The organism is Flavobacterium sp. LC2016-23 (assembly GCF_009674775.1).
Classification (GTDB): domain Bacteria; phylum Bacteroidota; class Bacteroidia; order Flavobacteriales; family Flavobacteriaceae; genus Flavobacterium.
In genome coordinates, this window is sequence record NZ_WKKE01000003.1 from 235,082 (window position 1) to 256,590 (window position 21,509).

At 35.1% G+C, this 21,509-nt stretch carries 17 protein-coding genes and 1 tRNA gene; 9 read left to right on the forward strand and 9 right to left on the reverse strand.

What is annotated here, in order from left to right; genetic code table 11:
• The first annotated feature begins 69 nt into the window (after positions 1 to 69).
• The gene (gene dinB, locus GJU43_RS03935; RefSeq protein ID WP_152561045.1) at positions 70 to 1,251 is read left to right on the forward strand and encodes a DNA polymerase IV; all 1,182 of its coding nucleotides are present in this window, start codon (positions 70 to 72) and stop codon (positions 1,249 to 1,251) included.
• A gap of 3 nt (positions 1,252 to 1,254) precedes the next feature.
• The gene (locus GJU43_RS03940; protein WP_154339516.1) at positions 1,255 to 4,317 is read left to right on the forward strand and encodes a DNA polymerase III subunit alpha; all 3,063 of its coding nucleotides are present in this window, start codon (positions 1,255 to 1,257) and stop codon (positions 4,315 to 4,317) included.
• A 306-nt stretch (positions 4,318 to 4,623) separates the two neighbouring features.
• Here the strand turns inward: GJU43_RS03940 and GJU43_RS03945 are convergent, their stop codons facing one another.
• From GJU43_RS03945 to GJU43_RS03960, 4 genes are read right to left on the reverse strand one after another with little or no spacing between them, the layout of a single operon-like run.
• Positions 4,624 to 5,502: a hypothetical protein gene (locus GJU43_RS03945; RefSeq protein ID WP_154339517.1), complete on the reverse strand. Its 879-nt coding sequence runs from the start codon at positions 5,500 to 5,502 to the stop codon at positions 4,624 to 4,626.
• Position 5,503: 1 nt separating this feature from the next.
• A complete protein-coding gene (locus GJU43_RS03950; RefSeq protein WP_154339518.1) occupies positions 5,504 to 7,033 on the reverse strand; it encodes an AAA family ATPase in 1,530 nt (509 codons plus the stop codon).
• Positions 7,030 to 8,703 (reverse strand): restriction endonuclease subunit S, encoded by a 1,674-nt coding sequence (locus GJU43_RS03955; RefSeq protein WP_154339519.1) that lies wholly within the window; start codon positions 8,701 to 8,703, stop codon positions 7,030 to 7,032. The genes GJU43_RS03950 and GJU43_RS03955 overlap by 4 nt, the downstream gene beginning before the upstream one ends.
• A complete protein-coding gene (locus GJU43_RS03960) occupies positions 8,693 to 10,096 on the reverse strand; it encodes an N-6 DNA methylase (RefSeq protein WP_154339520.1) in 1,404 nt (467 codons plus the stop codon). Before GJU43_RS03960 ends, GJU43_RS03955 begins: the two co-directional genes overlap by 11 nt.
• A gap of 364 nt (positions 10,097 to 10,460) precedes the next feature.
• Between GJU43_RS03960 and GJU43_RS03965 the strand changes: the two genes are divergently transcribed.
• Entirely contained in the window at positions 10,461 to 11,507 is a 1,047-nt protein-coding gene (locus GJU43_RS03965; RefSeq protein WP_154339521.1) for a hypothetical protein, read from the forward strand.
• Positions 11,508 to 11,786: 279 nt separating this feature from the next.
• Here GJU43_RS03965 and GJU43_RS03970 read toward each other — a convergent pair whose 3' ends face one another.
• The 3 genes from GJU43_RS03970 to GJU43_RS03980 all read right to left on the reverse strand — a co-directional run bounded on the left by GJU43_RS03970 (position 11,787) and on the right by GJU43_RS03980 (position 13,874).
• Entirely contained in the window at positions 11,787 to 12,053 is a 267-nt protein-coding gene (locus tag GJU43_RS03970; RefSeq protein ID WP_154339522.1) for a helix-turn-helix domain-containing protein, read from the reverse strand.
• A 210-nt stretch (positions 12,054 to 12,263) separates the two neighbouring features.
• Positions 12,264 to 13,499 carry a site-specific integrase gene (locus GJU43_RS03975; protein WP_154339523.1) on the reverse strand — a complete coding sequence of 412 codons (1,236 nt, stop codon included), beginning with the start codon at positions 13,497 to 13,499 and terminating at the stop codon, positions 12,264 to 12,266.
• A gap of 300 nt (positions 13,500 to 13,799) precedes the next feature.
• Positions 13,800 to 13,874 (reverse strand) — tRNA-Pro (locus GJU43_RS03980).
• Positions 13,875 to 14,209: 335 nt separating this feature from the next.
• Here GJU43_RS03980 and GJU43_RS03985 point away from each other — a divergent pair.
• The 6 genes from GJU43_RS03985 (at position 14,210) to GJU43_RS04010 (ending at position 19,512) form a co-directional block, all read left to right on the forward strand.
• Positions 14,210 to 14,977 (forward strand): ParA family protein, encoded by a 768-nt coding sequence (locus GJU43_RS03985; protein ID WP_029272236.1) that lies wholly within the window; start codon positions 14,210 to 14,212, stop codon positions 14,975 to 14,977.
• A gap of 5 nt (positions 14,978 to 14,982) precedes the next feature.
• Complete coding sequence (locus GJU43_RS03990) at positions 14,983 to 15,885, forward strand: ParB/RepB/Spo0J family partition protein (protein ID WP_154339524.1); 903 nt, start codon at positions 14,983 to 14,985, stop codon at positions 15,883 to 15,885.
• Positions 15,885 to 16,442, forward strand: a complete 558-nt coding sequence (locus GJU43_RS03995; RefSeq protein WP_370455490.1) for a DUF5683 domain-containing protein — start codon at positions 15,885 to 15,887, stop codon at positions 16,440 to 16,442. Before GJU43_RS03990 ends, GJU43_RS03995 begins: the two co-directional genes overlap by 1 nt.
• 39 nt (positions 16,443 to 16,481) lie before the next feature.
• On the forward strand, positions 16,482 to 17,183 hold the full coding sequence (dapB, locus tag GJU43_RS04000) for a 4-hydroxy-tetrahydrodipicolinate reductase (RefSeq protein WP_154339525.1): 702 nt from the start codon (positions 16,482 to 16,484) through the stop codon (positions 17,181 to 17,183).
• Positions 17,184 to 17,250: 67 nt separating this feature from the next.
• Complete coding sequence (gene lepB, locus GJU43_RS04005) at positions 17,251 to 18,804, forward strand: signal peptidase I (protein ID WP_154339526.1); 1,554 nt, start codon at positions 17,251 to 17,253, stop codon at positions 18,802 to 18,804.
• Between the two features lie 93 nt (positions 18,805 to 18,897).
• The gene (locus GJU43_RS04010; RefSeq protein WP_154339527.1) at positions 18,898 to 19,512 is read left to right on the forward strand and encodes a WbqC family protein; all 615 of its coding nucleotides are present in this window, start codon (positions 18,898 to 18,900) and stop codon (positions 19,510 to 19,512) included.
• Positions 19,513 to 19,572: 60 nt separating this feature from the next.
• Here the strand turns inward: GJU43_RS04010 and GJU43_RS04015 are convergent, their stop codons facing one another.
• A complete protein-coding gene (locus GJU43_RS04015) occupies positions 19,573 to 20,619 on the reverse strand; it encodes an endonuclease/exonuclease/phosphatase family protein (RefSeq protein WP_195760017.1) in 1,047 nt (348 codons plus the stop codon).
• A 19-nt stretch (positions 20,620 to 20,638) separates the two neighbouring features.
• Positions 20,639 to 21,502: a rhomboid family intramembrane serine protease gene (locus GJU43_RS04020; protein ID WP_154339528.1), complete on the reverse strand. Its 864-nt coding sequence runs from the start codon at positions 21,500 to 21,502 to the stop codon at positions 20,639 to 20,641.
• Positions 21,503 to 21,509: the final 7 nt, after the last annotated feature.

The window sequence follows — 21,509 nt, forward strand, 5'->3', positions numbered from 1 at the left end:
ATTGTATCAACAAATATAATTTATTTGTTACAACCTGTACTAATTTTGTATGGTACAAAAATGAAAATTATGGGAAGGGCAATTGTACATATGGATTTGGATACATTTTTTGTGTCCTGCGAGAGGCTGACCGATTCACGATTGAATGGTATCCCGCTTATTATTGGCGGGGGTGAAAGAGGTGTTGTGGCCTCATGTTCTTATGAAGCGCGAACTTTCGGGGTGCGCTCTGCAATGCCTATAAAAATGGCTCTTCGACTATGTCCCCAGGCAAAAGTGATGAAGGGTGATATGGAGCTATATTCCAGATTATCCCATGCCGTAACCGAAGTGATTGAAGAAAAATCGCCGGTTATGGAGAAAGCCAGCATCGATGAATTCTATCTTGATATAACGGGTATGGATAAGTTTTACGGCTCATACACATGGACCAACGAACTTGCACAATCTGTTACAAAGGAAACAGGTCTGCCCATAAGTTTTGCCTTGTCTGTCAATAAGACCGTATCTAAAATAGCTACCGGTGAAGGAAAGCCTAAAGGCAATCTTGAAATATCAGAAGAGATGGTAAAACCTTTCCTAAATCCGCTATCCATAAGAAAAATACCAATGGTAGGCGATGCTACTTTCCAGTTGCTATCACGTATTGGCGTTAGAAATATCCAAACACTTTCTGAAATGCCTGCGGAAGTATTACAGCAGATGATAGGCAAAAACGGAATCGAATTATGGAAAAAAGCAAATGGAATAGACAACAATCCTGTAGAACCTTACACAGAGCGCAAATCAATTTCTACCGAGGATACTTTTTTGCAGGATACAATTGATATCAATATGTTAAAAAGCATACTTCAGGGTATGGTAGAAAAGCTGGCTTTTCAGCTTCGCTCTGAAGAATGGCTTACCTCAACAGTAACCATCAAGATACGATATTCAAATTTTGATACTGAAACCAAACAATGTAAGGTTCCATATACTTCTGCTGACCATATACTGATTAAGTGTGTAATGAATCTGTTTGATAGATTGTACCAGCGCAGAATGCGTCTTCGCCTGATCGGCATACGATTTAGTGGTCTGGTAAGGGGTACATATCAAATAAATATGTTTGATGACACCGAGGAAATGCTTTCCCTCTATCAGGCTATGGACAGAATGAAGACCCGTTATGGTTTCGATGCTGTTATGCGTGGGGGTGGTGCTATCTTAAAGCCTAATAATAAGGCTGAAATATTAAAGAGAAAAAAGTAAGCTATGTATCTTAACTGTCATTCTTTCCATAGTCTCCGCTATGGCACAATCCCTGTTGAAGAACTAGTCCAACAGGCATCGAATTGCTATGTAAAAGCAATTGCGCTGACAGATATTAATACAGTAACTGGAATTTATGATTTTATCAAATTATGCCAAGCCGCAGATATAAAACCTTTAGTAGGTATTGAATTTCGTTGCAACAATACATTGCGATATATAGGCCTTGCCGTAAACCGTGAGGGATTGGGCGAAATGAATCGGTTCTTAACACAGCATAATTTTAATGATTTGCCTTTACCGGCAATGGCTCCTGTTTTTGAAAATGTTATAATTATATATACAATTCTTGATGCGCCCTCAGTCTTAAAAGAACATGAGTACATTGGGATAAAGAGTGATGAACTCATGCTGTTGTTCCAAGATAAGTGGAAAAATAGGCTTGATAAACTAGTGCTCTTGCATTCTATTACTTTTAGAAATAAGAAAGAATATAATCTACATAAAATATTACGCGCCATTGATCTCAATATATTAGGTTCCAGATTATCACCAAATGATTACTGTAGTAACTTGGAGACTATGTTGCCGCTTTCAGAATTATTGGAAAAATATGCGAATTATCCCTCTATCATTCAAAACACTCAAAAGATAATTGACCAGTGCAATTTCGAATACGAATTTGGAATACCACGTAATAAAAAATATTTTACTAACAGCCGTGAGGAGGATATGCAACGTTTGAGAACACTCGCCCAGGAGGGTATGGTCAAAAAATATGGTCCTGATAATATCATTGCAAAGCAACGTGTTGAAAAAGAACTAAAAGTTATTGAAGAATTGGAATTCAGCGGTTATTTCCTCATAACATGGGATATAATCCGCTATAGTACCAGTATGGGCTTTTTACACATAGGGCGTGGCAGTGGTGCTAACAGCATAATTGCCTATTGTCTGGGCATTACCGATATCTGTCCTATTGAACTTGATTTATATTTTGAACGGTTCCTAAATGTAAACCGCAAGAGCCCCCCCGATTTTGATATTGACTGGTCTTGGAAAGAGCGCGATATAATACTGGAATATATTTTTAAACGTTATGGAGCCGATCACGTGGCTTTTTGTGGTACTAATGTTGAATTTAAATATCGGTCAATATTCAGGGAAGTTGGAAAAGTATTTGGACTCCCAAAAGAGGAACTTGATGCCCTAGCTAAAAATCCGATTGAGCTTCATGATAGCAATAAGGTAGTAAGGATGGTTCAGGAATATGGAATGATGCTTGAAAAATACCCGAATCAGAGAAGTATGCATTCATGTGGTATACTCATTTCTGAAGAACCTATTACAAATTTTACAGTGCTTGAAATGCCGCCGAAAGGATTTCCAATTGTTTTGTTCGATATGCATACGGCCGAAGACATCGGTTTTGAAAAGTTTGATATATTGAGCCAGCGCGGAATAGGCCACATTGACGATAGTGTAAAGTTGATACGGAAAAACCGTGGCATTAATGTCGATATTAGGGATACTTCACTTTCTAAAGATGAGGTTTTGTGCAATCAGTATTTAGGTCGTGGCAAAACTATCGGCTGTTTTTATATAGAAAGTCCCGCAATGCGCGGGCTTCTCAGAAGACTAAAATGTAATAACTACAAAATCCTTGTTGCTGCATCGTCCATTATTCGTCCTGGCGTTGCTCAAAGCGGTATGATGAAAGAATATATTTTTCGCCATAATAACCCTGAAAAGTTTGAGTACTTCCATCAAGTATTTAAGGAGCAGCTTGGAGAAACCTACGGCATAATGGTATATCAGGAAGATGTTATAAAAATCGCATTGCACTACGGCGGGCTTCCTGCTGCCGATGGGGATATATTAAGAAGAGCTATGAGTGGTAAAGGCAGGTCAAAGGCTGCTCTTCAAAAAGTCAAGGATCATTTCTTTGAATGCTGTCGAGAACAAGGACATCCCGTCGAGCTTAGCCAGGAAATTTACCGTCAGATCGAATCGTTTGCCGGATATTCTTTTTGCAAAGCTCACTCAGCATCTTATGCGGTTGAAAGTTATCAAAGTTTATATCTTAAGGTGCATTATCCTATTGAATTCATGGTTGCTGTTATCAATAACCAAGGAGGTTTTTACAGGACTGAAGTATATATACATGAAGCGCGAATGTCTGGTGCTACCATCCACAATCCTTGTGTAAACAAAAGTGAATATGAGACCACCTTATATGGTATTGATATTTATCTGGGGCTGATGCATCTTGAAGGACTTGAAACTAAAGTCGCTCAGCAAATAGTTTCCGAACGTGAGTTACATGGAGATTACCTCGCATTGGAAGATTTCATTAATAGGATCCAAATCGGGATTGAAAGCATTCAAATCTTGATTTTTATAGGCGCATTTCGATTCACGGGAAAAACCAAAAATCAACTACTTGTAATCGTTCGTTTGATACTGGTCAATTTTAAACCGGAGAACAGAAATATTATGCTGATACAGGAACCTATCAAAGAATACAGCCTTCCAAAACTCGAGCGCTCAGAATTTGAAGATGCCTTTGATGAAATTGAACTGCTTAGTTTTCCTGTTACATGTTCACCATTTGATTTGTTATATACAAAATTCAGAGGTGATGTATTGGCTAAGGATTTATTAAAGCACCATAAGAAGCAAGTTCGTATGTTAGCCTATCTGATATCCCGTAAGCATGTTCCAACAAAATTAGGAGCCATGTACTTCGGAACATGGATAGATGCGGAAGGCGAATTATTCGATACAGCACACTTTACAGGTAGCTTAAAGGAATATCCCTTTCAAGGTGGGGGCTGTTATCTGCTTTTGGGTACTGTCGAGGTCGATTATCATTTTCCAACTATTACAGTAACTAAAATGGCGAAAATGCCATTTATATCTGATCCTCGCTATTCCAATGCTGATGAGAGGCAGTTCAAAGTACATGAGCAAATTAAAGAAGATGTCAGTATGACCCAAAGGCAACCATATCCGCAGGAGCATGAAATTAATCTTCCAAGGCATAAGATGGATCAAAATAGTTAAGAGTCTAAAATCTTAATAATGTATTGGAATAATTAAAGATAATTTAAACGCGTTATTTGATGATCTATCGATACTAATGCAGCACTAAAAGGAGAATTAAATCAATTTTTAATCCTAGGGATATCAAGCAAGAGACTTGCAAAATCGATATTTTTGTAAAACATCTAACATTGAGATAAATAAGGTATTTGTATATTTCTAAACTAAATATTATCCCTCTATAAACTTCAAGTAGAAACAATAAAATTTTCATTTTGCGCTAATTATTATATAATTACGCTTATAGAAGAAGATTTGTCAATATATCTAATTTGGAAGATATTCTTCCATCCATGAATAGTCGGCTCGAGAAATGTTAAGAGCACATCTTTTAGCGCCTGCAAATGGAGATTCATCACAGATTTTACTATAAATATCGGCGAGGTAATTGTCGAAAATCTTCTTTTCATGTTCTTCATTTCCACCTCCTCTTGATTGCCATATTTGATAAATTGCATCTGCATTTTTAAGTGAAATTTTTAATTCTTCAACTGCACTTGTTCTATTACTTGCTGTTTCTAACTTATCTAAATGAAACAGCCATATAGTAATTTTCATTCTTTTTTGTTCAAAATCCGTAGGTTTCCTTCTCCAGTTGCTAAATCCGGGATTCCCATCAGGCCCAAACCACATCATTGCGACGTCAGTGGCTGAACACGGATCGAGAGGCAAAACCGCCTCAGTAATTAAATTGAGTGGCGTTTTCTCCAATGCTCTCAATCCCTCAACTGGAAAATAATCCCATTTACCACCATCAGTTTGTTCATCAACTCTTCTTTGATTTGAGTGCATGCTAGAAAGCCTAAAGTTTTCTAAATCAAAAGCTAACCACCAGTAACCACCAGAATCAGTATTTAGATTAGCCAATGTTTCATTGTTAATTTCTTTCACTCTGCCTTTAGGTCGGAAATGATCAATATTTGGATCAGACCCTGTAAGGTCAACTTCAGAATACCAGCATTTATTTCCTACTACGTTTCTTAATGCAGCTATTAAATCGTCATGACCCCAGACATCATTCCTTTTTTGTGTTATAAATGATATTCGTTCAATTTCGTCTTTTGCTAAAAGTTCAGCTTTAAGTGTCTTTGCTTTATCTAACCAATTTTGTGTAGGTCTTATCTTTGTTGGATTTATGTAAATCATATTATTTTGAAGATTCTTTGTAAAGGTAATTTGCAAGATTTTCTATTGCTTTTATCTTTATATCACTTGTCGTATCAGACAAGACAATCTTGTCTACAGCATTTTTATATGCCAATTTAGCAATATTTCTATAAGGATCAGGGGAGGTATCAGTTGCTGTTAGGCCTGGGACAATTTTTCTAAGTCTTTTTAAATGCTTTTGCTTTTGAGGGTAATCTTCAAGCATAGATATCTCGTATATACGTTTTAAAACTTTTAAGCTAAAATTGTCTAATTGGCTTTCTAGTCCATACAATTCACTGGTTAATACACCTGCTACGCCAGTACCACGTGGGCTTTCTTCAGGCTCAATTGCTGATACAATACCATTGTTGTCACGTGATAAAACTTTTATTTCTTCTTTTAATAAACCAGCAACTAATAGAGGATCATGAGTTGCTAAGATTGTATGACTATTTTTGTTGATGCCTCCTATTTTTCTTAATCTGTCCAAATAATCAAGTCCCCACGCAGGATTTAAATGTGTATCTGGTTCATCTAAGATATATAGAGAACCCTCATCCTGAGTAAATTTCATTAATCCTAAAACTGTCAAAAGTTGTTGCTCACCTTCACTTAATTGTCTCGTATGGATTGCGGCAGAAGCACCTTTAACTTTAACTCTCACCCTAAAGTCTGCTATTAAATCGCTCAACCTCATAGTGTCTAAAGCTTGGAAAAATGCTCTTGGATCTTGTCCGTACTCCGAAGCAAGGTTATGTAATGAATCCAAATCAGGTAAATGCAAATAGACTAACTCCTTTTTAGTTCGATGCCTAAAGTCAGTAAGGACATTTACAGACCTAGTGAAAGGGACAAGGCTATGTTTTTTTATACTTTTTAATAGCTCTCCTACTGGCCCTTTTGCACCCCAAAAATTTTCAGAGCTTGAGTCAGTTTTAGCCCATTTTGGCTTTTCCAAAATTATTAGTGCTGAATCAAAAGATTCAATTCGAGGATAATTTTCTAAAAAATCTACAATTTCATCATCGTGTGAGAGATAAAAAGCCAACAAGGCAAATAATCCATGAACTGGACGGGCACAAATAAATCTCCTAAAAGATAATTTTTCATTTGGGTTTACCGAACTTAATGTACCTTTTAAAGCTTCTTTATCGTGCTCATGAAATAATTCTTGAAATCTATCACTTGCTCCGGAATAATAGCCAACGATATATCTTGGAATCCAATTATCTTTCAAATCTTTAAATGATATATTCTTATTTTGAACTTTTGCTCTTGCTACTTTATTAATATCTGCTTCTACTACAACAATATTGTTGTTTAAAGAATATTCAATGTTATAGCTAAAAGGTGATGGTTGTTTTAAGTCTATATCTCTAAAAATTTTAATGATTGTCTCTAATAAATTGCTTTTTGCAGATCCATTTTTACCAAGTAAGACCGCTATGTCACTATCTTTATTAAAATTTACTGTAAAACCCTTGAGGTTTTTCCAATCACTAGTAATTGATAAATTTAATATTTTCATCTTTTAATAGTTTTTATTAATCCATCGTGCCCAACAGGTACTTGAAGTAAGTTATTATTACGTCCTTCACGGAGTAGTTCAAAAAATAAGTCAACATTATCTTCTAAATTAGATAGTAACAATAAGGTTTCCGGCATAGCTTCTCCACCTACTTCTTCTAAACATTTAACAAACTCCGCAAAGTTTTTTACAGGAACTGTTTTCATTATACTCTTATTTGTTGTCTTCTTATTAGTTATAGGTTTTTTTATATTTTCACGATCTTTTATTAGTTGATTAATCTCATCTATAGAAAGTGGTGACTCTGAATTGTTCTGTATTAACTCACCGCTAAAAGCCATTAGATAGATTCTATTTTCCAAGCTATGTAAAATTTTCTTTAAATTCCCTAACCTTCTATCTATTAATTCAAGAAGGGTGTAATAATTATTAACTCTTTTTACAATTTCAATCTGTTCCTTGATCGGTGGTAATGCGATCGGGACGTTTGAAAGGGATTTCAAACTAATTGATGCTAAATTTACTGTCTGGCTCGCATTTTTAAAAAAGTAATCAGTCGCAATAAGAGATTTAGTAAATATTGTAATGTAATCTGGGGTGACAAATTCTTGATTTACACGAGCTCTAAATATATGATTTTGATGGATGCAATTTTCTATTTCATTATTCCACACTGTCCCTCTTCCTAACTTATCCCTGTCACCACCTTCGGTCATTAAGATGTCGCCTTTTTCTAATTTAAATTTTTTAAAATCAGTAACTGAAGAGTTAATAGTCTTTATTTCAGAAAGGTTTAAAAAACCGTCTTGAACATTTGCTACACGAAGATAGGGAACGGTTATCATATCTTCATTTGATTTTTTGCCTTTAGTTATTCCTCCTGTAACATTTGATATGGTTAGTAAATTGGTCCAGCACCAGCTCTCGGGCAAAATATCTTGCGTACCGTTTTCATAATTAATTTTTCTAGAAAAGTTTTTTCTACTTTTATCTAAAATTTTAAAAGCTTCTTTTGCATTGACTATTTTTTCCAGAAGTATCTCCGCATTCTCAATATTTGGATTATTATCTCTCCAGTCTGAAGTTAAATTACCAGTAGCAGCTGAATTTATAACAAAATCTCTAGCATAATGCATTATATCTGGAATCTTTGAGACTTTCAAATTTATAAAATTAAGTTTTGCAAAAAGCAAATCCATTTTATCAGCGATTTTATTTTGAATAGCAATTGGAGGAATAGGGAGAATGATTTCTAACAAATCGTTCTTATTAAATCCATCTTGAGCACTACGTCTGGTACTGAGAATTACTTTTTGAAAAATTTCTGACCGAAGTAGATAATAAAAATATCTTTTATTAAAATTTTCGGGTATAACAACTTTGGCTAAAGCTACATTATATGCCCCTTTTTGACCAGTAACAATTCGACCAATAGAGGCTCCATACCTCGCAATAAGAATGTCATCTTCATTACATGTTTTCAACTTATGAGAGATTGGGATATAAGTTGGCACTGGTTTTCTTCCAAAATCCCTTATTTGAAGCAGCCTAATGTAGCCTTGTTTTTCTTCGTATATGAAATCGCTTTTAGGAGGTTGAGTGCCTCCTTGAATATCTAAAATATCTAGAAACGGCACTTCTATCCATGAACTAGGTAATTTATTCTTCATCTATTTCAAGTAATTGCGTAATTTCTTTTAGGTCGTCAATAATTAACTCCATTTCACTAATTGCTGTAGATAATAAAATTTTTGGATCAATTTTAGAATAATGATCAGTTATTGTAACCTCTTTTAACCAAGAAATGTCAAGTTTGTAGCCTCTTTCTTTTATAATTTCAATACCAAATTTTTTAAATCTACTATCATTACCAATGTCTTTTCTGCTAAAGTTAGCATTAGGATCCGAACCGTATGATTTGATAAAGTCTTCGAAATATTTTGCAGATAAAGGCCTGGTATTTTTAGTTATGCTATCTGAATTTGTACGCGCATCATATATCCAAATTTCCTTTGTTGGAACAGATTTCTGTAAAAAAATAACGTTCGCTTTTACATTTGCATATGGTAAAAAAGTACCATCGGGTAATTTTAAAATAGTATGAATATTACATCTTGACATTAAATATTCCCATAATTCAGCAGCTTTATCTTCAAAAAGAACATTATCTGGTAATACTATAGCAGCCCTTCCAAAATCTTTTAAACAACTATAAACATGTTGAATGAAATTTAATTGTTTGTTACTTGTTTTAATTACAAAATCGCTTCTGTCAGGAACTTGATTCGCACCTTTTGTACCAAATGGGGGATTCGTTAATATGCAAGAAAATTTATCTTTTCTTAAAGGTTCATAAATTGTGTCGCCAAGTATAATACTCGGTTCTATACCATGTAAATACAAATTCATTTGTGCCATTCGGCGAGGTCTTATAACTAATTCCTGGCCATAATAGGTGTGTTTAAAAACCTTTTCTAACTCTTTATCTGTTAGGTTGCTAGAGAATTTATTATTCTTAAACCACTCGTAGCTAGAAATTAAAAATCCAGCCGTTCCACAAGCAACATCAGAAATACTAAAATTTGGCTCTTCATATGGATTAGGTTGCATTACTGAGACAATTGCATCGATTAGAGGTCGTGGTGTAAAATATTGCCCAGCACCTTTTTTACTTTCAGATGCGGCTTTCTCTAACAGTCCTTCAAACATTGAACCTAAAACATCTTCATTGAAATTTGACCAATTGATTTCGTCAATAAGATTTAGTAACTTTTTTAGACTTAATGAATTTCTTATTTTTGCTATTGGCTGAGTAAAAATATCACCTAATATATTATCTTGCTTACTAAGTTTAGCTAGAATATCATTATAAGTTATTAAGAGTTCTTCATCTTCGTGGGAAATCAAATCTTGCCATTTGCATCCAGACGGAATTTTTATACCTCTTTCATCAGCGATTTTCAGGAATATGAGATAGGTAAGTTCTTCTATATAATCGCTGTAGTCAATACCTTCATGACGAAGTGTATGACAATAATTCCAAAATTTTGCAACTAGATCCATTTGTAGTTTTCAAGAAAAAAAATTAAAGTAAATTAATATTTACTATTCAAATGTACATTGTTTAAAGTGGATATGCAAACAAAATAGTAGGCTGAGTTCAGCGCAAAATTACCTTACCTTTTACGCTACTTTTTGTTTAGCTATTAATGTAAATCTGTAAAAAAAACGGATAAGGAGTAAGAAAAAAATGTCAAATTATCCTATATTATTGATGTCCTAATTTTATCAACGGAAGACAGCTCGGTCTATGTCAAAATAAAATTTCTTAGTAAAAACATACTAAATATTAATGAAAATCAGCAATTTTAATTAAGGCTTGTCAAATGATGCTCGTAAATACTATTTGTTTAAATTTGGACAAAAAATGGAAAAATGTCGTCTATGTTTAAATAATGTTGCGAACGAAACTGGTTCGCATACAGTTCCAGCATTTATTTTAAAAACGCTATTTCCACGCGATAAAGAAATGGTTTTTACTATTAAACCACGCAATATTACTGCAAACGTTGGTCGTGCTGTTTTGCCTGAAGATGTAAAAGAATTTGTAGGCAAAGAGCTTACAGATGAAGAGATTGCAGCGAATAAAATTCCGTTCATTGAAGATTATATTTTCTGTAAAAGTTGTGAAAAACGTTTAGGTCATTTGGAATCAAGGTATGCTGATGTGATTCAAAAGCAACTGAATAAACAAGCCAATACTGGAAAAAGTGAAATTCTGAAAATGAAAGAGAAATCGTTTTTGGTTTCGTTATTTTGGTATTCTGTGATATGGCGATGTTCTGTTTCTTCTAATTATCTTTTCAATCTGCAAAATGGTGATGAGGAAATTTTGCGAGCTTATCTTAATGAAAACCTTTTTGATTCATCTCAAAATCTTCTTTCACATATTGATTCTAAACCTAATGAATGTTTGTTTCCACTAGCTGTCTTTTTTTATTTAAATTCTGAAAACGATTCATCAAATGTTTTGGAACCTAATTCGGAATATTTCAATCCATATATATTACATATCAATGAATATATTTTGATTTTATATGTTGGTGATGCTAAAACAGAAGAGCCTTTAAATGACTACATTGGGTTAGAAAAAGACTTCATGATAACAGAATTAATCAACAGTAAAGATCCACAAGAATTTTTGATAGGTATTGTGAGCATTGAAATATGGCAAGAAATTAAGATAAATATTTATAAAGACCGCGCTGAAACTCAAATTAGGCACTATGGCACAGTTTATAAAAATGTTGCTGATTACTACCGTTTACCGTGCGATGATGAAGATATTAGAAAGTTTGTAAAAAGTATTACTGATGGTGACATGAACTATGCAGAAAAGTATTCTGAAAAAAGGCGAAATGAACTTTTAAAAGTTTCGCTTAAGGAATTGATAATACGAAATTCTGGAATGTAGCAAAGGACGTTGCAAGAACATTTCGCTTACTTATAAATGGCTGTAACTTTATAATGTAAGCCTATGTTCTTATAAATATATTTGCAAAGGAATCTATAGTAGATAATTAGAGTTTAACAGAAATTTGTGTTTTTTAAGAAAGTATCAAAGACTGAACATTTCTTTAGACAAACATATTAATACCTACATGGCCATTTTCATATGGAAATCTTTGGTATTTATGGACTAATAAGGAGTCGAATCCTCAAAAACTTACGGTTTGATTGAAACTCATGATTACTAAACTCCATCCATCAACTTTTGAATGTCCTCATAGCGATAGTACATAAGTCCACCAATTTTATTATACGGAAGAGTGCCATTGATCCGAAGGTTTTGCAAAGTGCCAGCTGAAATATTTAGAAGTTTACGAACCTCATAGCTTTTAAGCCATACACGAGTTTCCTGACCTTGTTTACGCGGATATTGCTGGTATCTTCGAATTTCTTCTAAAAGTTCTTTTTTAAATTTATCAAGGTCATCCCTGGTAATAAGATCTACATTCATAATTCTCACTTTTCATTGAACAATTTCTAACTTAGATTTTGGCAGTTTTTACAAACCATTTACAAAATAAAGGATTTACTGAACTAAAAGAGTAATACTGTCCATGTTTGGCTGATTATGGCACTCTTTTACGAGCAAAATGCAGCTGTTATATTATACATAGAAGGTGGTCAATATCGACCACCTTTTAAATTTCTATTTTAGATTGTATTACACACCAGCAGACATTCGTTGTTTAAGATTATGCATATCTTCACTTAGCTTAGACTCTACAACCTTAGCGTAGATTTGAGTGGTACGAATACTTGTATGTCCCAGCATTTTTGATACGCTCTCAATCGGTACGCCGTTGCTCAGTGTAACGGTCGTTGCAAAAGTATGTCGTGCGATATGAAAGGTTAGCGTTTTTGTTATTCCGCAGAGGTCAGCTATCTCTTTAAGGTAGCCGTTCATACGCTGATTTGAAATTACGGGAAAAACTGTACCGTTATTAAGGGCCCTTGGATCATCTATATATTTTTCCATTAATTCTATCGCCTGTGGCAGAAGCGGCACAAGTACGCCTGTATCTGTCTTTGCCCTGCTTGTAGATATCCAAAGCCCGCCGTCTATACCTGTAATAATCTTGCTTGGGGTTAGTTCAGCTAGTTCAATATATGAAAGACCGGTGTAACAGCTATACAGAAACATATCCCGAACATTTCTCAGCCTTTCGATAGTAAATTCTTTATTTACCAGCGATGCAAGTTCTTTACCGTTCAATGAATGCCGTTCCACTTTGTCAAAATGTTTTTTAAAGCTCCCAAAAGGATCTTTAGCAAGCCAATCCAGCTTGACAGCCATATTTATCATTTTTCGCAGCCTTTCGATATGCTTCATGATGCCGTTGTTATTAAGTGGCTTCTGGTGGTCCTTGGGAACATAATTAAATAAATAGCGTTCAAAATCCAGAATAAATTTGTACTTAAGCTGCGAAAGGGCAATATCATTTCTGTATAGTTTCTCCCTCAGGAATGTTTTTACATACCGTTGCGTGGTATGGTAATTCTTCATGGTTCCCGGAGCAAGTTTATGCATCTGCTGTTCATTATGATATTCCATCAGTGCAATTAAAGTTGGAGTTGTATTGTCCGTGCCCATTACCCGGTCGCGTATCGCAGGGCCGTCTATAGCAGCATCATTCAGTAGCATCTGCTGATAGGTATTTATGATTTTTGCCTTGAACTGGTTAAGAAAAATGTTGAGTTCAGTAATTTCTTTGCGGTTTCCCTTAGCCATGCCTTTTCTTTCATCCCATTCGGCTGCCTTAACGGAACGCTTGACTGAAATCTCAGTCCGTTTTCCATTTACCGTTACTCGGGCACAGATAGGAGCCGAACCTTGGATCGTGGTTTTTTGGGTCTTTAGGTAAAAGAGGACCCCGAATGTAATTCCTGCTGTTTTCATATCTCAAAAATTTAATGTTTCAAAAGATTTGCACATTAAATGGGTCTCAATACATCTGATTTTTTGATCAAATAAACGCGTATTATGAGAAGCATCAAATGTTAAAATTTGAGCACAACAGACTGAAAACGATGGTATTAAAATGATTTTTGGGACCTGCAAGGTAAAAAAAGAAAAGGGGTAGCCGAATAGGTCCCATTTTCTTTGATATAACTTGAATATTTTGGAGTTGAATAAAAAGAAAAACCCCTTAAATCATACGATTTAAGGGGTTTTGACTGCCTTTTAAAGGCTCTTTAGTCGGGGTGGCAGGATTCGAACCTGCGGCCTCCTGCTCCCAAAGCAGGCGCGATAACCGGGCTACGCTACACCCCGTAAGCGGGTGCAAATATATAACTATTTTTTGCTTATCCAAAACAATTTACGAAATAAGAACTATTTTTAATTTCATACAATGAATTTGAAAAATCCTGAAAGAACATCCCAATTCATTTTTATTAAAATTAAATTTCATTGTATTACACTTTTTAAAGCCAAATCCATCCGAAAAGACATCCCTTTTTTATAGCTGTTTTCTTTGAAAAACAAAAAACAGATCCAATCAAACACCCACCAAACAACGGTTAACCTAAGTTTCTTAAATGTTAACAAAATAGATTTTCAAAAACCATAAATAATTGTATTTTTACGGTTCAAAATTCAGAAAATAAATGGGCAAAATCATTGCGATTGCTAATCAAAAAGGAGGCGTTGGAAAGACTACTACATCTGTAAATCTTGCAGCCTCATTAGGTGTTTTAGAAAAAAAAGTATTACTGATAGACGCTGATCCTCAGGCGAATGCTACATCTGGCCTTGGAATTGATGTAGAATCTGTAGAAATCGGTACTTATCAGATACTTGAACATAGTCACACCCCAAAAGAAACTATTGTTCAATGTTCAGCTCCAAATGTTGATGTGATACCTGCTCACATTGACCTTGTTGCCATCGAAATCGAATTGGTTGATAAAGAAAACAGAGAATATATGCTTAAAAAAGCATTAGAAAGTGTGAAAGACGAATATGATTATATCATTATCGACTGTGCACCTTCTCTGGGCTTATTAACTTTGAATGCTTTAACAGCGGCTGATTCTGTAGTTATTCCGATTCAGTGTGAATATTTTGCACTTGAAGGATTAGGAAAATTACTGAATACCATAAAAAGTATCCAGAAAATTCATAACCCTGATCTTGACATCGAAGGATTGTTGTTAACCATGTACGATTCGAGATTGCGTTTATCCAATCAGGTTGTGGAAGAGGTTCAAAAACACTTTAACGACATGGTTTTTGATACCGTTATTCAGCGAAATGTAAAATTAAGCGAAGCACCAAGTTTTGGTGAAAGCATCATTAATTACGACGCAACCAGCAAAGGAGCCGTTAATTACATTAATTTAGCTCAGGAAATTATAAAGAAAAACAGTAAATAGTTTTTATGACAAAAGCAATTAAAAAACAAGCCTTAGGAAGAGGATTATCAGCATTATTAAAAGATCCGGAAAACGACATTACCTCAGTAGAAGACAAAAATGCTGACAAAGTTGTTGGAAACATCATAGAGCTTGAAATAAGTGCTATCGAAATAAATCCGTTTCAGCCAAGAAGCAATTTTAATGAAGAATCATTACGTGAATTAGCCACTTCTATTAAAGAACTTGGCGTGATTCAGCCTATTACTGTTCGAAAATTAGATTTCAATAAATACCAGCTAATTTCCGGAGAGCGTCGTTTACGTGCCTCTACATTAGTAGGCTTAACTACCGTTCCTGCGTATATCCGTATTGCCAATGACAACGAATCACTGGTTATGGCTTTGGTGGAGAACATCCAGCGTCATGACTTAGATCCGATTGAAATTGCACTTTCGTACCAGCGTCTGATTGATGAAATTCAATTGACACAGGAACAAATGAGTGAGCGTGTGGGTAAAAAACGTTCTACAATTGCCAATTATCTGCGTCTTTTAAAATTAGATCCGATTATCCAGACGGGTATTCGTGATGGTTTTATCAGCATGGGACACGGAAGGGCAATCATTAATATTGAAGACTTAGATGTTCAGACCGATATCTACCAGAAAATAGTAAGCCAGAATTTATCGGTTCGTGAGACCGAAGCTTTGGTAAAAAACTATCATGAAGGCGAAAAACCAAAAGCGGAAGGAAAACCAAAATCAGAATCTTCTTTTGAAATTGAAGAAATCAAAAAAAGCACTTTCAACGAATATTTTGGTGCGAAAGTTGATATAAAAGTCGCTGGTAACGGCAAAGGAAAAATCACAATTCCTTTCAATTCTGAGGCCGACTTTAACAGAATTATAAAATTAATAAACGGATAGTGAATAAAATTGTCCCCATAAGTCTATTGTTCTTTCTCATAGGAACCGTTTCTCTTTTTGCCCAGTCAAAAGAAGAGACGGTTTTAGTCGCTAAAGACACTACTAAGTTACAGGAAATAGACCCGCTTACCCCAGCAAAAGCAGCCTTTTATTCTGCGATTTTACCAGGTCTTGGTCAGGCTTACAATAAAAAATACTGGAAAATTCCATTAGTCTATGGAGCCATCGGAACCAGTTTATACTTTTACCTTGACAACAATAAAAAATACAATAATTATCGCGATGCCTACAAAAAAAGACTGGAAGGCCTTCCTGACGATTATCAGTTTTTAGACGACAGCAGGCTTATTGCAGGTCAGAAATTCTATCAGAGAAACAGGGACTTATCTGCATTATTTGTTGTAGGGTTTTATGTTTTAAACATTATTGATGCCAATGTTGACGCGGCTTTAATTCAATTCAACGTAAACGAAAGACTATCATTGCGTCCGGAAATTTATCCTGATGACTTAACATTCAGACCCAACGTTGGACTCACTTTTAATTACCACTTTTAGGTAGATATACTTTCTATTTAAAATTCAAAAAATATACAAATGAAAATTGCGCTTTTAGGATACGGAAAAATGGGTAAAGTAATCGAAAGAATTGCTTTAGAAAGAGGCCATGAAATTGTTTTAAAGAAAGACGAATTTAATACCTACGACGGACTGTCAACTGCTGATGTTGCTATCGATTTTAGTGTTCCGACTGCTGCCGTAGCTAATATCTCAAGTTGTTTTCACGCTAATGTTCCTGTAGTATCAGGTACCACCGGCTGGCTGGAACATTATGAGGAAATGGTTGCCCTTTGCAATGAAAAGCAAGGTGGATTTATCTCCAGTTCCAATTTTAGCTTAGGTGTGAATATTTTCTTTGAACTGAATGAATATTTAGCCAAAATCATGTCTCAGTTCGATTCCTATAAAGTGACGATGGAAGAGATTCACCATACCCAGAAATTAGATGCTCCGAGCGGAACGGCCATTTCATTAGCCAAAGGTGTTATTGAAAACAGCAATTACGCGAACTGGACTCTGGAAGACGCAAAAACGAATGAAATTCATATAGAAGCAAAAAGAATTGGAGACGTTCCCGGAACGCATACCGTGACGTATGATTCAATTGTTGACAGCATCGAATTAAAACATACCGCTCACAACCGTGAAGGTTTTGCTCTTGGAGCCGTTATAGCCGCGGAATGGCTGGCAGGCAAAAAGGGAATCTATAACATGAAAGATGTTTTAAATTTAAAATAAAGCAATTTAAGGATTAAGGGAAAAGCGCACTTTCGATACCTTCATCCGAACATTTAAACAAAATATTATGACACTATATCTTTGGTTTGTTTTTTTCTTAGCAGTACAGCTTATTCATTTCCTGGGAACATGGAAATTATACCAGGCAGCAGGAAGAAAAATTTGGGAAGCTGCAATCCCGGTATACAATTCAATTGTTTTAATGAAAATCATTAGCCGGCCGACCTGGTGGACTTTATTACTTTTCATACCGATCATTAACCTGATTATGTTTCCGGTTGTGTGGGTGGAAACTTTAAGAACATTCGGCAAGAAATCTACTCTTGATACCTTTTTAGGAATTTTCACTTTCGGATTTTACATCTACTATGTAAACTATACGCAGAAATTAGAACATAATGCTGATCGAAAATTAACACCTGAAAACAAAACTGCTGATACCGTAAGCTCCTTACTTTTTGCTATCATCGTAGCCACATTAGTACACACTTACGTAGTACAGCCGTATACAATTCCGACTTCTTCATTAGAAAAATCATTATTAATTGGTGACTTTTTGTTTGTAAGTAAAGTGAATTACGGACCAAGAGTTCCAATGACAACGGTAGCACTACCAATGGTTCACGACTCTATCCCATTTTTAAAACGAAAATCTTATTTGAAATGGCCACAATTACCTTATTTCAGGCTGCCTGCTCTTGAAAAAATAAAAAGAACAGATATTGTGGTTTTTAACTGGCCTGTTGATACCGTACATTATTTCTACGAACCAAAAGGAAGACCAGGCGTTATAAAGCCAATCGATAAAAAATCGAATTACGTAAAAAGATGTGTTGGTATTCCGGGAGACAGCCTGTCTATAAAAGACGGTTTTGTTTTCATTAACGGAAAAAAATTAGTTTTACCGGAAAGAGCTAAACCTCAATATTCTTATGCCGTTGCGCTTGACGGAAAGACTCCTATTGACTTTGAAACGTTATTAAAAGAGTTAGATATTACGGATCGCGCCGGTTTCAAAAGCGAAAAAAGAGATACGATTTTTTTCGCAGCTTTAACAGAAGCCAGTGCTGAAAGACTTAAAAACACACCTGGAATTACCGATGTAAGAAGAGAAATTGACAAAGGAAATGACAATGCCATTTTCCCTCATATCAACAAATGGAATCAGGATAATTTCGGACCAATATACATTCCGGAAGCCGGAAAAACGGTTGCTTTAAACAATGTTTCGTTACCCTTTTACAAAGAAATCATTACGAATTACGAAGGCAATACGCTACAAATAGACGGTTCTCACTATTTAATAAACGGAAAGCCTGCAACAACGTATACCTTTAAGCAAAACTATTACTGGATGATGGGAGACAACCGTCACAACTCCGAAGATAGCCGTTATTGGGGTTACGTTCCTGAGAGCCATATTGTAGGGAAACCGGTTTTCATCTGGCTCAGCTGGGATACCAACGGAAAAGGAATCAATAAAATTCGCTGGAGCAGGGTATTTACAACAGTTGATGGTGAAGGACAGCCTCAATCCTACTTCAAGTATTTCTTAATTCTTCTTGCCCTTTATTTTGTTGGAGAATTCTTCTGGAGAAAAAGAAAAGAAAATAAAGCATAAAATAAAGTTTTTTTAGTTTCAGGTTTCAAGTTTAAAGTTCTACGCGAACCTGAAACTTGAAACCTGAAACTTTTAACACAAAACGAATCAAACATGAACTCCTTGTTACTTCCTACCTATTTTCCGTCCATCAGCCACTTTGCAGTGATGGCTCAATCTGAAAATATTACTTTTGAAATAGAGGATAATTTCCAGAAACAGACCAACAGAAACCGCACGTATATTTACAGTCCAAACGGAATTCAGCTATTAAACATCCCTGTTAAACATTCTAAAACAACACATCAAAAAACAAAAGAGGTGCGAATCGAGAATGAATTCGACTGGCAAAAACAACATTTTAAATCGTTAGAAGCCGGATATAGAAGCTCTCCTTTCTTTGAGTTTTTTGAAGATGATATTCGTCCTGTTTTCGAAAAAAAACATACTTTCCTAATGGATTTAAACATGGAAGTTTTAGATATCGTAACGAAGTGTTTAAGAATGAAATTAGAGTTCGGAAAGACAATAGAATATTTTGCTGAGACCGAAAACATGACGGACTTCAGATTTTTGGCAAACGGAAAAAAAGATCCCCATACATTTGAAAAATACACTCAGGTTTTTGATGACAAACACGGTTTTATAAACAATTTGAGTATACTGGATTTGCTTTTTAATGAAGGTAAATTTGCAATGGATTATTTAAAAACACAAAAAGTATTCTAACCAGATCCTATGCTTTTTCTGACTTGAATTTGGAATTTAAAAATTTGGAATTTCCTCAGTCTATTCCATTGAAAGTCTTGCCATGATCGGATAATGATCGGAATTTTCGAAATCAGAGAAGCTTTGAAATTGTTTCACTTTCATCTTACTATCGGTAAAAATATAATCGATTCGGGCCGGATAATAACGAAATTTATAGGTTGCCCCAAAACCTTCACCAGCCTCCTCAAAGGTATCTTTCAGCTTTCCTTTTATGTTTCTATAGACGTACGAAAAAGGACTGTTATTCATGTCTCCGCAAATAATAATGGGGCTTTTACATTGTTTGATATTCTCCTTGAAAATTTCAGCCTGCTCCTGCTGCTGCCTGAATCCTTTACTGATTCGGGTATAGATTAACTGTGATTTCTGCTGATTCACATTGTCGATATTATCTGAAATATCATTGACATCCGGAGAAATCTTAATCGACTGCAGGTGCATATTATACACCCGTATTACATCCTTACCACGCTTTATATCCGCATAGATCACATTGTTGTCCGACTTAGGAAAAATAATACTCCCCTGATACAGAATTGGAAATTTCGAAAAAATCGCCTGTCCTGTTTTTATCTGATTCCCGTCTATAAAAATATAACGGTGTGGATACACTTTTAAGTCAATATGAGCAGAATTGGAATATTCCTGAATGCATAAAATATCAGGATCTTTTTCGTCTATAAACGCTTTAATATTCGATGGAATATCATCACGGTCTAACCATTTAAATACATTAAAAAGACGAACATTATAACTCATTACAGAAAAATCCTTCTCATCTTCTACATATTCTTTGCCGGAAAATTTATAGAATTTATTAATAAAGGTAATTCCGGTCAGCAATACCAGACCAGACAAAATAAGGCGTTTTTTAAACTGAATCGCCCAATAAAGGAAGAACAAGCCATTCATCACAAAAAAAGCCGGCATAAACAGCGTCAGCACCGACAAAAGCGGAAAGCTCTTGGGTGCTAAAAATGGCAAAACATAGATACTAAATGTTACTACAGTAAGTACTATATTCAAAAAGAACATCAGTTTATTAAACCAAGACAGGTTTTGCATGCTTTTTTTATTACAAGGATTATTTTCCTGCTTTAAATAAAAATTCTTTTTCTTCTTTGGTCAGACAATCATAGCCGGACTGGCTGATTTTATCCAAGATTTCATCAATTTGCTGTTGCGTTTTGTCTTTCGTAACAATTCTTGAAATTGGTTTTTCTGTAGGTTTTTTATAATTCTTATGTACTGTCCTGAAAGGGGTTGCAGGTGATTTTCTGAACAAATTAGTAAAAAAATCCAATGTTCTGGAAACCATAATGCTCAGGTCAGTCCCATTTTGAAGCAATTTAATAAAAATAAATCCAAATACAGCACCGGCTAAGTGCGAAATATGCCCGCCCATATTACCGAGGCGCAGCTGCATTAAATCTAAAATTAAAATTACGGCTGTAATGTGCCACAATTTTACATTTCCAATCAATAACAAACGAACATTCATTAATGGCTGATACGTTGTTGTTGCTACTAAAATAGCCATAATGGCCGCCGAAGCACCAACAATTGAAGCGGAATAATTTAAAAAATAATAGGTTAAAACAAAAACGATTCCGGAGAAAACAGCGCTTAAAATGTACAATCCCAGATATTGTTTTTGCGTAAAAAAGGTTAAAAACAGCGAACTCGAAAAATTCAAAACCATCATATTAAACAGCAAATGCAAAAATCCGTCATGAAAAAAGGCATAGGTTAAGAATGTCCACGGCTTAAATAAAAACACTTCAGGATCTGATGATAAAGCCAGCCAGCCCGGAAAAGCAAACTGCCCGATTGAAAATTGGTAAAAGAACACTAAGGAAATCAGAAAACAGGCAATGTTCCAATAAATAACACGCATGGCAATGCCTCCTAATTTATACTGCAATTTTAAATCATCGAGAATATTCATAAAAGCT